Origin of the sequence: Bacillus velezensis (assembly GCF_001461825.1) — a bacterium.
GTDB classification, from domain to species: Bacteria; Bacillota; Bacilli; order Bacillales; family Bacillaceae; genus Bacillus; species Bacillus velezensis.
On sequence record NZ_LLZC01000020.1, the window covers coordinates 337,056 to 350,505 of the forward strand.

Consider the following 13,450-nt stretch of genomic DNA (forward strand, 5'->3'; position numbering starts at 1 on the left):
TCCGTATATAAGACGGGTCAGTCCTCAGTCAGGTTCTTTACAAAATCATGAAGATTATTTCATAAAAAAAAGCAAATGCCGGTTATGGCATTTGCCTTTTCATTTGATCAGCGGAAATAACTGATCAGGAGTCCGATTGAAAGCAGGAATCCGAAGAATGTATTGGTTTGCGCCGTTGATTTCATCGCAATAATCATGTTCATCGGCATTTCGTTTTTCACAAAGCCTTTCACGGCCTGAACGGGTTTCGGCACGCTCAGGAAGACCAGGAACAGCCACGGGCTTGTGTAACCCATGATGACAAGACCGACGATCCAGATGTAAGCGATGGCAAAAGATGCGGCCAGTATCATGACGGCTCCTCTATGCCCCATCAAAATGGCCAGCGTTTTACGTCCGCCCTTTTTATCTTCCTCAATATCACGGATATTGTTGGACAGGTTAATCGCTCCGACCAAGATGGCAATCGGGATGGAAATCAAAATGCTCTGTTCATTAATTCTGCCTGTCTGAATGAAGAAAGAAATAAGGACAAATACAGAGCCCATGCAAATGCCGGAGAACAGTTCCCCGAACGGTGTATACGCAATCGGCAGCGGGCCGCCCGTATACAGATAGCCGATCAGCATGCCGGCAAGGCCGATAACCGCAAGCCACCAGCTGCTGCTTATGCAGATATAAACACCGAGCACGAGGGCAATCGCATAAGAGCCGAGCGCCAGCTGCAGAATTGTTTTCGGCTTCATGCCGTGGCGGACGATCGCTCCGCCGATACCGACGGAATCCTCCGTATCTAAACCGCGTTTAAAATCGTAATATTCATTGAATAAGTTCGTGGCGATCTGAATCCAAAGGCAGGAAAACAGCATGGCCAAAAACAGCAGGAAATCAACCTTTACGTAAAACATCGCCAATACGGTGCCGAGAAGTACGGGCACAAACGATGCCGTCAATGTATGAGGGCGGGTTAGCTGCCACAAAATGCGGCCCATGCTTTCTTTCTCGGGCGTCTTTTGGCTGCCCCCCATATTGTTTTGATTCATTTTCCTCTTCCTTTCTATTAAAAGGCTTTCACAGTCAGCCGATAACAGTAGTGTTGAATTGGGGTTTTCACGTTTTCTGCTACCTTATCTATCATAATAATTTCTTCCTCATTTCACAAGATGCGGCGCTTTATCGGCTATCCTGCCGGAAACGGCTTTTCGCCCTTCTCCATTGGGGTTCGGCACAAGCCTGCGTAAGAAAAAGCCGCCAAAATTTTTTTACCTCGTTTATATTTACGATAAGTTAAAAATCCCGCCTGAACAGCGCCTTTTTAGTATGATCATTTGCCAATTTATACATGCGTGTTTTCCATCCTTTTGTTTCTCATTCATTTTTAAGGAAATTTTAAGCTTAGGATATTAGACATATTTTGAAACTTTTTGTTAATCTAATCGTCATATACTGGTGTAATTATTGAATACGCGGGGAAGGAATTTTGAATATGATGCAAAAATTAAAACGTGCTTATGAAAATACATTGATCAAATGGACGTTTCATACGGGCTTTTATTTTCTGATATTAGTATTGCTCTTTTGGATGTATGGATTTCATACAGCGAATACCGGCACTTATATTTACAACGATTTCTAATCGGGGAGGATAACTATGAAACTACTTGATGCTATAAAAACATACGCAGACGCCAAGCCGCAGGCCGAAGCGTTTCGTTCCTTAGATCATTCCCTCACTTACGGGGAATTATGGGATTTGTCGGAGCGGGTTGCGTCCGGCATTCAAAAACATACAGCTGACGGTTCGAAAGCGCCTGTCCTGGTTTACGGACATATGGAGCCGAATATGATCGTTTCTTTCTTAGGAAGCGTCAAAGCGGGCCGCCCTTACATCCCTGTCGATGTTTCCATTCCGGCGGAGCGGATCGTCAAAATCATTGAAAGCTCAGGCGCAGAGCTGCTTATCAGCGTATCGGGCGATGCAGTCGATACGGGAAGCAATCTGATTAAAACCGTTACGCCCGAAGAGCTTGCAGCTGACGGAGATGCAGACCTCAGCCGTGAGAACTGGGTAAAAGAGCTGGACACATTTTACATTATTTACACGTCCGGCAGCACGGGAAATCCGAAGGGCGTGCAGATATCGGCTGATAACCTGCAAAGCTTCACTGACTGGATCTGCAGGGATTTTCCTGTGGGCGAGGGTAAGACATTCTTAAACCAAGCTCCGTTTTCTTTTGATTTATCTGTCATGGACATTTTCCCGTCGCTTCAAACGGGAGGTACGCTGCACTGCGTAACGAAAGACAAAATCAATAAACCGAAAGTACTATTTGAAGAGCTGGAGAAATCCAAACTGAACGTCTGGACATCGACGCCGTCTTTCGTCCAAATGTGTCTGATGGACCCCGGCTTTACGCAGGAGCTCCTGCCTCAGGCAGAAGTATTTATGTTTTGCGGAGAAGCGCTTCCGGCTGCCGTGGCACAGGAACTGTTAAACCGTTTTCCGAAGGCCCGCGTATTCAATACATACGGCCCGACTGAAACAACGGTTGCCGTCACCTCCGTTGAAATCACGCAGCAGATCATCGATGAACATGAATCTCTGCCCGTCGGTTTTGCAAAACCCGATATGAACATCTTCATCATGGATGAAAACGGGAATAAGCTTCCGGACGGAGAAAAAGGGGAAATCATCATCGCCGGCCCGAGCGTGAGCAAAGGCTACCTCGGAGAGCCTTCTCTGACGGAAAAAGCGTTTTTCCCGATCGACGGCCAGTGGGCATATCACACGGGTGATGCCGGTTATGTTCAGGATGGTCAGATTTTCTGCCAAGGACGCCTTGATTTCCAGATTAAGCTTCACGGCTACCGCATGGAGCTGGAGGAAATCGAAGTACATGTAAGGCAGTCTCAATATGTGCGCACGGCGGTTGTCATCCCGTATCAGCCTAACGGACCTGTCGAATATTTAATTGCCGCCATCGTGCCTGAAAAACATGATTTTGAAAAAGAATTCCAGCTGACAAGCGCCATTAAGAAAGAACTGGCCGCTTCGCTTCCGGCCTACATGATTCCGAGAAAATTCATTTATCAGGATCACATCCAAATGACTGCGAACGGAAAAATCGACCGTAAACGCATTGGCGAAGAGGTTCTTGTATGACGCCTTACAGCTCGTTTTTCTTCTTTATCTTACTTGGAATCCTTCTTTTGCCGACGATTATTTTAGGGCTGAACGGCAAGAGATTCCAAGGATACAACATGTTTATATCCATCATCGTATTGGCTTTGATTTTCGCGCATGATCTGCACGGCGTGATCGCACTATGTATCTTTACGCTGTGGCAGGTGCTTTTAATCAGGGGTTATCTCGCTTACAGACTGAAAGCCAACAGCGGCTTTGTCTTCAGTATGGCCGTGATCGCGTCCATTTTACCCCTGTTTTTATCTAAATTATGGCCGTTTTTCTTCCCGCCGGCGCCTCATCACCCGGTTCATAACCTGATCAGTTTCTTAGGAATTTCTTATTTGACATTTAAAGGCGTCCAGCTGATCATGGAAACGAGAGACGGGCTGATTAAAGAAAAAATGCCGCTTCACCGCCTTTTGTACTTTATTATGTTTTTCCCGACCATTTCTTCCGGTCCGATCGACAGATACCGCAGATTTGCCAAGGACGAACAGAAAGTATGGACAAAGGGAGAATACGCTGATTTACTGTATACCGGCATTCATAAAATTTTTATCGGTTTCTTATACAAATTCATTATCGGATATGCGATTAACACGTATTTCATTATGAATCTGTCCCATATCACCCACAGCAAACTGTGGGGTAATGTGCTGTACATGTACGGATACAGCTTGTACCTGTTTTTTGATTTTGCGGGTTACACGATGTTTGCCGTCGGTGTAAGCTATATCATGGGTATCAAATCTCCGGAAAACTTTAATAAGCCGTTTATCAGCAAAAACATTAAAGACTTCTGGAACCGCTGGCACATGTCCTTATCCTTCTGGTTCAGAGACTACGTATTTATGCGCTTTGTTTTCTGGATGACAAAGAAAAAATGGATAAAGAACCGGATGGCCGTCTCGAACATCGGGTATTTCCTGCTGTTCATGCTGATGGGCGTCTGGCACGGACTCGCCCTGCAATATATTGTATACGGCCTGTACCACGCCGTATTAATGACCGGGTATAACTTTTTTGAGAAATGGAATAAGAAATACAAGTGGCTGCCCGCCAATCGTTTTACGGCCTTTTTAGCCATCGTCATCACATTCCATTTCGTATGTTTCGGATTTTATATTTTCTCAGGAAAACCATTTCATCACTAAAGGAGATTAAAACACATGGAATTTAAACAGGAAGTATTAGACGTATTAGCTGAAGTTTGTCAGGAGGACGCTGTGAAAGAAAATCCTGATATTGAAATCTTTGAAGAAGGACTGCTTGATTCTTTCGGAACTGTAGAGCTGCTTGTCGCCATCGAAAACCGCTTCGGCATTACAGTGCCGATCACTGAATTTGACCGTGACGAGTGGAATACGCCAAACAACATTGTAAACAAACTGACTGAGTTGAAGTAAATGAAAAAGCGTTTCTTTGGACCAATTATTTTAGCGTTCGTCCTGTTTGTCGGAGCTATCGCAGTTCCGGCTTCATGGCTTACGCGCTTCATTCCTGAAAAACGTGTCGAAGAGTCGGCGGCAGCCTTAAATCCGAATATGTTCCAGGGGCTCTATCTGCAAAATAAAATGTTCGAAGACTCGAAGTATCTGCCGATTTTCGGTTCTTCCGAGCTTTCAAGACTGGATGAGTTTCATCCGTCCAACTATTTCCAAGTGAACAACCAAGGCTTTACGCCTTATCTTGTCGGAAAAGGCGGGGACCAATCCTTGATACACGCCGTGAACTTTGCGGCTCATTATCAGCAGCTGAAGGGCAAAAAGCTGGTATTCATTGTTTCTCCGCAATGGTTTATCAAAAAAGGTTCTGATGAACAGCACTTTGCGCCGAATTTTTCATCACTTCAGGCATTGGATTTAGCATTTAATAACCAGATTGATCCCGCGGTCAAAAAGAACATGATGAAGCGCATGCTCCGTTTTAAAGTCGTTCAGCATGATGCCGTCCTTTCTGAATTGTACAAGGGAATGGTCAACGGACAATCATGGAAAGTGAAAGCGGTCATGCCGGCTGCCAAAGCTTATTATTCTCTGCTTGAGAAAAAAGATCTTTATTATTCAATGGGAGAAACCAAGGGCCCTGAACGGACGATCTCTGAAAACCTGAAAGGGAAATCGTGGTCAGAGTTAAAAACAGCCGCCGCTCAATTAGGAGAACGGAGCTCCAAGTCCAATCCTTTCTATATCGATGACGCTTCTTATAAAAAGATTAAGAAGAAAGTAAAGAGAGTGAAAGGAATCAACAAAGGAAGAACATACGCCAAATCAGTCGAATATCACGACTTTGAGGATATGCTGGACATTCTGAAAGATGCCGGCGCTGAACCGATGTTCGTGGTTATTCCGGTCAACGGAAAATGGTATGACTACACCGGCTTCCCGAAAAAAGGCCGGACTGATTACTACAAAAAAGTCACTAAGCAAATTAAAGCGAAGGGCTTTCAGGTTGCCGACTTATCCGGGCACGAATATGATCCGTACTTTATGAAAGACACCATCCATATCGCCTGGAAGGGCTGGGTGTACGTCGATAAAGCAATGGAGCAGTTTTACAAAACCGGCAAGGTGACGGTTCACTGAGCACGGTGATGACAGAATACGTAAAAACGAACACGCAGGGGGCATTCTCTCCCCTGCTTTTTATGTGATTTGATTTTTTCACAAATTTGAGGAAAACTATTGCGAATATTTGTTGAAGGTATACAATAGAATATAAATTATTTTCAAATAAGTTTGACAATAACACCAATAGGGAGACAGAACATTATGAAACAAGACATTCGTGTTGAATTGACTTCAGCCAAAAAACCGAAACCGGACCCCCATGACCTTGCGTTCGGCAGAATTTTCACCGACCATATGTTTGTTATGGATTACGATGCCGATCAAGGCTGGTACGATCCGAGAATTATCCCTTATCAGTCCATCTCAATGGATCCTGCGGCCATGGTTTATCATTACGGCCAAACCGTTTTTGAAGGGCTTAAAGCGTATGTAACGAAGGATCAGGAAGTGCTTCTGTTCAGACCGGAGAAAAATATGGAGCGCCTGAACCAGTCAAATGACCGCCTTTGCATCCCGCTCATTGATGAAGAGCTTGTTCTTGAAGGTCTGAAACAGCTCGTAGCCATCGACAAAGACTGGATTCCGAAAGCGGAAGGCACTTCCCTTTATATCCGTCCGTTTATCATTGCGACTGAGCCTTTCCTCGGTGTAGCGGCATCCCATACGTACAAGCTGTTTATCATTCTTTCCCCGGTCGGCTCTTATTACAAAGAAGGCATTAAACCGGTAAAAATCGCCGTGGAAAACGAATTCGTGCGCGCCGTCAAAGGCGGCACCGGAAACGCGAAAACCGCCGGCAACTACGCATCAAGCCTGAAAGCGCAGCAGGTTGCGGAAGAGAAGGGATTTTCCCAGGTTTTATGGCTTGACGGCATTGAGAAAAAATACATCGAAGAAGTCGGCAGCATGAACATCTTTTTCAAAATCAGCGGCGAAATCGTGACGCCGGAGCTGAACGGAAGCATTCTTGAAGGAATTACGAGAAATTCCGTCATCACCCTTCTCAAACATTGGGGACTGACTGTGTCTGAGCGGAAGATTTCGATCGATGAAATCATCCAGGCGCATCGTGACGGCCGATTGGAAGAAACATTCGGAACCGGTACGGCGGCGGTCATTTCTCCGGTCGGCGAACTGATCTGGAATGATGAAAGTCTTGTCATCGGCAGCGGTGAAACCGGAGAGATCTCGAAGAAATTGTATGATACCATTACAGGCATTCAAAAAGGCGCGGAAGCCGACGTGTTCGGCTGGACGACGGAAGTCGCCTCACTAAGCGAATCAAAATAAGCAAAAAACCCGGAAGCGAATCCGGGTTTTTTTTACTGCTCTTATGCTTCAATCGACTTAAAGAAATGAGGCAGATGTTCTTTGTGGGCCTCAAGCATTTCATCCAGAATGGCCTTTGCCACGGAGTCTGACGGGACGAGAGGGTTGATCGTCATCGCAAGTAGCGCCGTTTGATAATCTCCCGTGACGGCTGCTTCAGCGGCGACGCGCTCAAATGATTTGATTTGCTGGACGAGTCCGCGGACAGACACCGGCAGATCACCGACGGCGATCGGTTTCGGACCGTCTTTCGTCATGACACAGTTCACTTCGACCGCTGAGTCATTCGGAATGCTGGCGATCGCGCCGTTGTTTATCGTATTGACGGGCTGGATATCATGTTTGTCGTTATAGATGGAGCTGATCAGGTTGCAGGCCGCGTCACTGTAGTACGCTCCGCCCCGTTTTTCAAGCTGCGGCGGTTTGATGGCGAGATTCGGATCTTTGTACAGTTCGAACAGTTCTTTCTCAACCTTCTGCACGACCTCGGCGCGTGTGCCCTCCGTCTGTGACGCTTCTATTTCATGCTCGAGCATTTCTTTCGTTTTGAAATAATAGCGGTGGTAGCCGCAAGGAATCAGATCGAGCGCCTTCAGGAATTCAGGCTCCCATTCCGCTCCTGAAATATTTTTCATCGTCATGGCGTTTTTCGGGTCTCCCATGGCTTCAATGACTTGATCTTTCACGCTGACGCCGTCTAAGAAAACATCTAATCCGAAGACCATGTGATTCAGCCCGGCAAATTGCACTTCGATCCGGCTGACATCCACATCCAATGCTTTTGCGACGCCCATTTTAATGCCGATCGGCACATTGCAGAGGCCGACGACTTTTGTGAGATTCGAGTAGCGGAGCAAGGCCTCGGTAACCATGCCGGCAGGGTTTGTGAAATTCACGAGCCATGCATTCGGACAAAGCTCTTCGATGTCTTTCGCGATTTCCAGAATAACCGGGATGGTGCGCAGCCCTTTGAATAAACCGCCCGGACCGTTTGTCTCCTGGCCGATTACGCCGTATTTTAACGGAATCCGTTCGTCTTTGGCGCGGGCCTCAAGAAGGCCGACGCGGAATTGAGTCGTTACGAAATCCGCATCCTTCAAGGCTTCTCTCCGGTCAAGCGTCAGGTGAATCTCTATCGGAACACCCGCTTTTTCGACCATGCGTTTTGCAAGCGTGCCGACGATATTGAGTTTTTTCTCGCCTTCAGGAATGTCGACGAGCCATAATTCTCTGACAGGCAGTTCCTCATAGCGCTTAATGATGCCTTCCACAAGCTCCGGTGTATAGCTTGAACCTCCGCCGATCGTTACAATTTTAATTCCTTTTGTCATATTTTTGCTCCCCCTTGCAGACTCACTTTTTCGTAAATCTCGACTAACTCAGCGGCCAAGTCTTTCACGGTCATGGCATTCATTAAATGATCTTGCGCATGCACCATCAAAAGCGTCATGTCTGTTTTTTCTCCGCCGGCTTCATTTTGGATCAATTCTGTCTGGTAATGATGAGCTTCGGTCAGTTCCCTTGCGGCTTCCTGAAGCTTTTCCTCCGCCATGGCTCTGTCCCCCCGCTTTGCGGCGGCAATGGCTTCCATTGATGCACTTCTGCCGTTGCCGCCATGCAGGATGATCTGAAAAATGGTCTGTTCCATTTTTTCATTCATGTGTTTCACTCCCTTTCTCTACAGCACGGCTTTTTCGTCTCCCTGTACGGCTGGCGCCTGCGATTGTTCAAGTTCGTTTTCTTCTTTCAGCTTTTGCGAATCCCACATTCTGAAGAACGGATAGTACACGATAAAGGCTGTGATGATGTTAATCGCCTGCATGACAGCCCCTGATATTTTTCCGCCCGTGGCAAGATAGCCGGAGAAAATCGGCGGCATCGTCCATGGGACGGCAATGCCGGCAGGTTTGGCGACGAGGCCGGTGCTCATGCCGATATAGGTAAGGACCAGTGTGACAAGCGGTGTGATAATGAACGGAATGAGAAGCATCGGGTTCATGACGATCGGCATTCCGAAAATAATCGGCTCATTAATATTAAAGACGGCCGGCCCGATGGCGAGTTTCCCAAGCTGCTTCATCTGCTTGCTTCGCGAACGGAGAAACATGGTGACCACGAGCGCCAGTGTCGCGCCGCTTCCGCCGATGTTGATCCAGATTTCAAAAAACTGCTGGGTGAAAATATTCGGAAGCGCATCGCCCGCCTGAAACGCAATCCGGTTGGCATCCATCGCTCCGAACCAGATCGGCGCCATGACGCCGCCGACTATGTTCGCCCCGTGTAATCCGCACGCCCACAAGAGCATTTGAACCGCTTCGGCTATCAGGCTTCCGCCGAGACTTCCCCCAAGAATCGAGAGCGGCGTCCCCAGTACAACGCTTACAATGTTATGAAGGCTTTCAAACGGCGTCGCTTCGACAATTAAACGCGCACCCCAGATCAGAAAGATGACGGCAAAGCCGGGAATTAAGGCGACAAACGATTTGCTGACCGCCGGAGGCACGCCGTCCGGCATTTTGAAGACGAAATTCCGCTGGATGATCAAGCGGTAAATTTCCGTCGACAGCATGGCGATGATCATCGCGACAAACAGCCCTTTGCTTCCCATGAGAGACAGCGGGATGCCGCCGCCCACCATGATTTCCTCTTTGGCGCCGGAAGGCAGAAACGGAACTTTGTACGGCGTTGCCAAGAGAAACGCCGCCAAAGATATCGCACCGGCCGATAAAGCGTCCACCCCGTATTTTTCGGCCAGACGGTAGGCGATTCCGAAAGCGGCGACAAGACCCATGATTTCAAAGGTCGCATCAACCGGATATTGCAGTTTTTGAGACCAGGCGCTTCCGAACGTCTTTGCCATGAAATCCGCATATCCCGGAATCGGCAGGTTGCCGATGATCAGAAAAAACGAACCGATGATGATAAGCGGCATGGTGAGGATGATCCCGTCACGCAATGCTTGCAGATGCCGCTGGGAGGCAATTTTTCCGGCAATGGGCATGACTTTCTCTTCTAAAAACTGGTTCACCTTATTCACACGGCCCGCCCCTTTCTACGATGCGTTTCCGAGCTGTTCCGCTGATTTCAGAACCTCCGCTCCGTTGCAAGTGCCGTAATGGACGGTATTGATGACTTCAACCGGCACTCCTTTTGATTCACCCAATTTTTTCAGCTGCGGAAGCAAATAACGGACTTGAGGCCCAAGCAGCAATACGTCCGCTTTATCAATATGCTGGTTGACTGAATCGCCTGACACCGCCCAGATTTTATATTCTTTTCCTTGTTCCTGCGCGCTTTTTTCCATCTTGGTGACGAGTAAGCTTGTAGACATCCCTGCTGCACAAACGAGTAATATATTCATGTAAAAGACCTCCTGAAAGTTTGATATTTTGTATGTCTCGATGTTAGTACCATCATATTATGAAATCGCTTTCATAACTACTCAGGCTTTTTCCGCTGCTAACGGAAAAAAGGTATATCCCGGTCTTTCTCTGATCGTTTGTCTCTGAATACTCGTAAAACCTCCTGATAGGTTGTGCATTTTAAGAGACGGCTTACCGCGGCCGGATCATCTAACATGCCGCCGAGCCATTTGTACATATGCTGGAGGTCGGCTTTGCTTTCTTTCTCGACGCAGAGCAGGCAGACAAATTGGACACGCTTATCCGCCCAGTCAATCGGTTTCTTCAGCGTGCATACCGCCCAAAACGTCGTGTCTGTCTGCGGAACGAGCGGGTGCGGAATCGCCGTAAGATTGCCGAAACTCGTAGGAGAAATCGCTTCCCTTTCAAAAATAGAATCGGTCAGAGAATCAGAAGCGAGGCCGGCTTCTGCAACCTGCTGTCCGAGAAAACGGATGACGTCCTCCTTCGTCTCCAGATCCTGCTGCAAAAATACCAGCTCCGGTTTCAGAAAGTTCAATTGTTCCCGCTTTTCTTCCAGCATGGCGTCGATTTTTGTAAAATCCCCGCCGCCCAACAGCGTATGAACCTTCAATACGGGAACGGGCAGGTCTTTTTTGATCGGCACTGTGCTGACCACAAAATCAATCGACTCAAAGGAAAGCTGGTCAAGGCTGCAGTAATCAGCCGTTCCGACGATTTCAAGACGCTTTGCGAACCGGGAACGGAGCTTTTCTCTTAAAAGCTGCGCGCTGCCGGCGCCGGACGCACAAACAATCAAGCAGCGTTTAGGCGGCCGTTCCGTCTTTCTCCTTTCAATGGCGGCTCCGAAATGAAGCGCCAAATATCCGATCTCATTTTCATGAATATCAATGCCGGTTTGCTCCTTGATCACGATTCCCGCAATCACTCCCGCTTCAAATGCGAGCGGATAATTTTCCTTTATGGCGGAGAGCATCGGGTTTCTCAGGTTCATTCCGTACCGGTTTCGGTTAATCGCCGGCTTGATGTGGAGCGCAAGACCCGCTTTCAGCTCATTGTCGTCCGTGATTCCGAGCTTCAGCTCCCGCTCAATGGCTTCAATCATGGCCTCCGTCAAACGGCTGGTTTCCCCGTCTATCAGCCTTGTAAGCTCTTTTCCTTCCAGTTGTGACTGGGTCATGCGCTTTGTCCCGAGCAGGTGAATGGCAATATAGGCGGTTTCCTGTTCGGGAAAGGTGACCGAAAGCGCAGATTCAAGCTCTTTTACGATGGCTTCCGCTGACTGATATTCTGTTTCAAGCTTAATATCATGAAGATCTTCCGGGATGAGAGATACATAGTTTTCTGTCCGGATTCGTTTGCAGGCAATGGCGATATGGATGATGAGATTGTTCAGGCCGAAGAAAGAAAGCGGGATCTTATGGTTTCGAACCTGCTTCATAATGGCTGTGCGGATCACGTGAATGTCGTCTTTCGGCAGAATACCGGCCTTTTCACTCAGGAGATCAGGCTCTGGCTCGCGGTCGTCCACTAAGTATTCCGCCATACAATAACGGAGGCGGAGCTCTTCGCCGCGCAGCTTAAAGCCGTAGTTCGGCCTTGTTTCCAAAATGATGTCATAGGGGCGGAGCCGTTTTTTGACTTCTTTTAAATCAGATTGAAGTGTGGATTTACTGATGAACAGTTCTTCCGCCAAGTCATCCAGCTTGAGGTAGCCGTCGGTCAGAAGCATTCTTTTCATAAGGTAATCTAACCGTTCACCGGGAAAAATCGGCACGGTGCTGTTCTGCTGGAAATTGTCCTGAAGCCAGTTTTTAAACGGCTGCTCATTCCGGATCAGCAGCTTATAGCCGCTCCCTCTGACAGATTGAATGGATGCGCCGTGTTTTTCTACAATGGTTTGCAGTTCCTTTATGTCATTGCGGACCGTCCGCGTCGTTACCTTTACATTTGCAGCGATGACTGAGCTTGTAACCGGTGTTTCAGCAGCTAAAAGCAAGCGCAGAAGTTCACGAAGCCGCCCATGAAGCATGAGAAAAACCTCCTTTCAGATCAGATGCAGACGTGAAAAATGGGCAAAAAGAATGAGGAAGGGGTAAATGTATGTAAATTCTATAATGGGGAGGATTTCAAGTCAATGCGGCAATCCGATGCCAGGCCCGTAAAAAAACAGCCGGATCAGCCGGCTGTTCGGGATGCGGACATGCGGTTCCGCTTAGATGCCTTCCGTTCTTTTATGATTTTTCTGATGATCGGATAGATGACGGGCGCCCATTTGATAATCGTTTTGAAAAATTTTTTCAATGTCTGAATCCCCTTTCTTTTACCTTGTCTTTCCCCTCTTATCAGCGTTTATAAACATGGTCAGCGTGAGACATACCGGTTCCCCGTCACCCAATAGCGCCACGGATAATCCCGGGCTTCTCCGCTGTTGTCAATCCCGATTCTCGGGCCTGTTGATATATGCTCAGGCGTAAAGCCCTCCGTAATATACAGCGGCGGTTCCGTGATCATGCCGCCGTAGTCGTTCATTGAAATGCCCATCGCCTTCGTCAGTTTTCCCGGGCCGTTTGTCCGCTCTCTCGGGGGTCTGCCCGGTCTCCTGCTCTCCATCAGGAACTGTCCTTCATGAGGCTCCGCCGCCCTGATTAACACGGCCTGCGGAATGCCGATGTCCGCGGCGACGACGTTCATTAATGTATGAGTGTGCATGACGTATGTATAAATGCGGCCCGCCTCATGGAACATAATTTCCGTCCGTTTCGTGCGCCGGTTGCCGAAGCTGTGCGCCGCCCGGTCATCCGCTCCCATATAAGCTTCCGTTTCCACGATAAAACCTGAAGCCGTTCCCTCGTCCGTCTCCTTCACCAAGAGACAGCCGAGCAATAAAGGGGCAAGCTCCACTGACGGTCTCTGGTAAAATTCAATCGGCAAAGGCTTTCGTTCTCCCGCCATTTGCCTCCCTCCTTTCTGAATATAGC

General features: G+C 47.9%; 14 protein-coding genes. 6 read left to right on the forward strand and 8 right to left on the reverse strand.

The features are described from left to right. Positions 1–107: 107 nt before the first annotated feature. Complete coding sequence (locus tag AR442_RS16795; protein WP_014419209.1) at positions 108–1,043, reverse strand: 1,4-dihydroxy-2-naphthoate polyprenyltransferase; 936 nt, start codon at positions 1,041–1,043, stop codon at positions 108–110. A gap of 443 nt (positions 1,044–1,486) precedes the next feature. Between AR442_RS16795 and AR442_RS16800 the strand changes: the two genes are divergently transcribed. The 6 genes from AR442_RS16800 (at position 1,487) to AR442_RS16825 (ending at position 7,047) form a co-directional block, all read left to right on the forward strand. Next, positions 1,487–1,636, forward strand: a complete 150-nt coding sequence (locus AR442_RS16800) for a teichoic acid D-Ala incorporation-associated protein DltX (protein ID WP_003150882.1) — start codon at positions 1,487–1,489, stop codon at positions 1,634–1,636. Positions 1,637–1,651: 15 nt separating this feature from the next. Then, positions 1,652–3,163: a D-alanine--poly(phosphoribitol) ligase subunit DltA gene (gene dltA / locus AR442_RS16805; protein WP_053285320.1), complete on the forward strand. Its 1,512-nt coding sequence runs from the start codon at positions 1,652–1,654 to the stop codon at positions 3,161–3,163. Next, positions 3,160–4,341: a D-alanyl-lipoteichoic acid biosynthesis protein DltB gene (gene dltB / locus AR442_RS16810; RefSeq protein WP_012118762.1), complete on the forward strand. Its 1,182-nt coding sequence runs from the start codon at positions 3,160–3,162 to the stop codon at positions 4,339–4,341. The genes dltA and dltB overlap by 4 nt, the downstream gene beginning before the upstream one ends. 15 nt (positions 4,342–4,356) lie before the next feature. Then, positions 4,357–4,593 carry a D-alanine--poly(phosphoribitol) ligase subunit 2 gene (dltC, locus tag AR442_RS16815; protein WP_003150875.1) on the forward strand — a complete coding sequence of 79 codons (237 nt, stop codon included), beginning with the start codon at positions 4,357–4,359 and terminating at the stop codon, positions 4,591–4,593. Then, on the forward strand, positions 4,594–5,772 hold the full coding sequence (dltD, locus tag AR442_RS16820) for a D-alanyl-lipoteichoic acid biosynthesis protein DltD (protein WP_007407736.1): 1,179 nt from the start codon (positions 4,594–4,596) through the stop codon (positions 5,770–5,772). Positions 5,773–5,955: 183 nt separating this feature from the next. Continuing rightward, positions 5,956–7,047 carry a branched-chain amino acid aminotransferase gene (locus AR442_RS16825; RefSeq protein WP_025650062.1) on the forward strand — a complete coding sequence of 364 codons (1,092 nt, stop codon included), beginning with the start codon at positions 5,956–5,958 and terminating at the stop codon, positions 7,045–7,047. Between the two features lie 41 nt (positions 7,048–7,088). Here AR442_RS16825 and licH read toward each other — a convergent pair whose 3' ends face one another. The 7 genes from licH to AR442_RS16855 all read right to left on the reverse strand — a co-directional run bounded on the left by licH (position 7,089) and on the right by AR442_RS16855 (position 13,424). Next, a complete protein-coding gene (licH, locus tag AR442_RS16830; protein WP_014419213.1) occupies positions 7,089–8,417 on the reverse strand; it encodes a 6-phospho-beta-glucosidase LicH in 1,329 nt (442 codons plus the stop codon). Next, the gene (gene licA, locus AR442_RS16835; RefSeq protein ID WP_003150867.1) at positions 8,414–8,746 is read right to left on the reverse strand and encodes a PTS lichenan transporter subunit IIA; all 333 of its coding nucleotides are present in this window, start codon (positions 8,744–8,746) and stop codon (positions 8,414–8,416) included. Before licA ends, licH begins: the two co-directional genes overlap by 4 nt. Before the next feature lie 18 nt (positions 8,747–8,764). Next, the gene (gene celB, locus AR442_RS16840) at positions 8,765–10,123 is read right to left on the reverse strand and encodes a PTS cellobiose transporter subunit IIC (RefSeq protein WP_007407740.1); all 1,359 of its coding nucleotides are present in this window, start codon (positions 10,121–10,123) and stop codon (positions 8,765–8,767) included. Between the two features lie 15 nt (positions 10,124–10,138). Further along, a complete protein-coding gene (gene licB, locus AR442_RS16845; RefSeq protein WP_003150863.1) occupies positions 10,139–10,447 on the reverse strand; it encodes a PTS lichenan transporter subunit IIB in 309 nt (102 codons plus the stop codon). Between the two features lie 98 nt (positions 10,448–10,545). Further along, positions 10,546–12,501 (reverse strand): transcriptional regulator LicR, encoded by a 1,956-nt coding sequence (gene licR / locus AR442_RS16850; RefSeq protein WP_053285319.1) that lies wholly within the window; start codon positions 12,499–12,501, stop codon positions 10,546–10,548. A gap of 146 nt (positions 12,502–12,647) precedes the next feature. Continuing rightward, complete coding sequence (locus AR442_RS20895) at positions 12,648–12,782, reverse strand: hypothetical protein (RefSeq protein ID WP_369719122.1); 135 nt, start codon at positions 12,780–12,782, stop codon at positions 12,648–12,650. A gap of 51 nt (positions 12,783–12,833) precedes the next feature. Beyond that, positions 12,834–13,424 carry a DNA-3-methyladenine glycosylase gene (locus AR442_RS16855; RefSeq protein ID WP_014419216.1) on the reverse strand — a complete coding sequence of 197 codons (591 nt, stop codon included), beginning with the start codon at positions 13,422–13,424 and terminating at the stop codon, positions 12,834–12,836. Positions 13,425–13,450 lie beyond the last annotated feature (26 nt).

Coding starts and splice junctions, on each gene's coding strand:
- AR442_RS16795 (WP_014419209.1), bottom strand. CDS start 1,043: ATGAATCAAAACAATATGGGGGGCAGCCAAAAGACGCCCGAGAAAGAA.
- licR (WP_053285319.1), bottom strand. CDS start 12,501: ATGCTTCATGGGCGGCTTCGTGAACTTCTGCGCTTGCTTTTAGCTGCT.
- licA (WP_003150867.1), bottom strand. CDS start 8,746: ATGAATGAAAAAATGGAACAGACCATTTTTCAGATCATCCTGCATGGC.
- licH (WP_014419213.1), bottom strand. CDS start 8,417: ATGACAAAAGGAATTAAAATTGTAACGATCGGCGGAGGTTCAAGCTAT.
- dltD (WP_007407736.1), top strand. CDS start 4,594: ATGAAAAAGCGTTTCTTTGGACCAATTATTTTAGCGTTCGTCCTGTTT.
- licB (WP_003150863.1), bottom strand. CDS start 10,447: ATGAATATATTACTCGTTTGTGCAGCAGGGATGTCTACAAGCTTACTC.
- dltC (WP_003150875.1), top strand. CDS start 4,357: ATGGAATTTAAACAGGAAGTATTAGACGTATTAGCTGAAGTTTGTCAG.
- AR442_RS16855 (WP_014419216.1), bottom strand. CDS start 13,424: ATGGCGGGAGAACGAAAGCCTTTGCCGATTGAATTTTACCAGAGACCG.
- AR442_RS16800 (WP_003150882.1), top strand. CDS start 1,487: ATGATGCAAAAATTAAAACGTGCTTATGAAAATACATTGATCAAATGG.
- dltB (WP_012118762.1), top strand. CDS start 3,160: ATGACGCCTTACAGCTCGTTTTTCTTCTTTATCTTACTTGGAATCCTT.
- dltA (WP_053285320.1), top strand. CDS start 1,652: ATGAAACTACTTGATGCTATAAAAACATACGCAGACGCCAAGCCGCAG.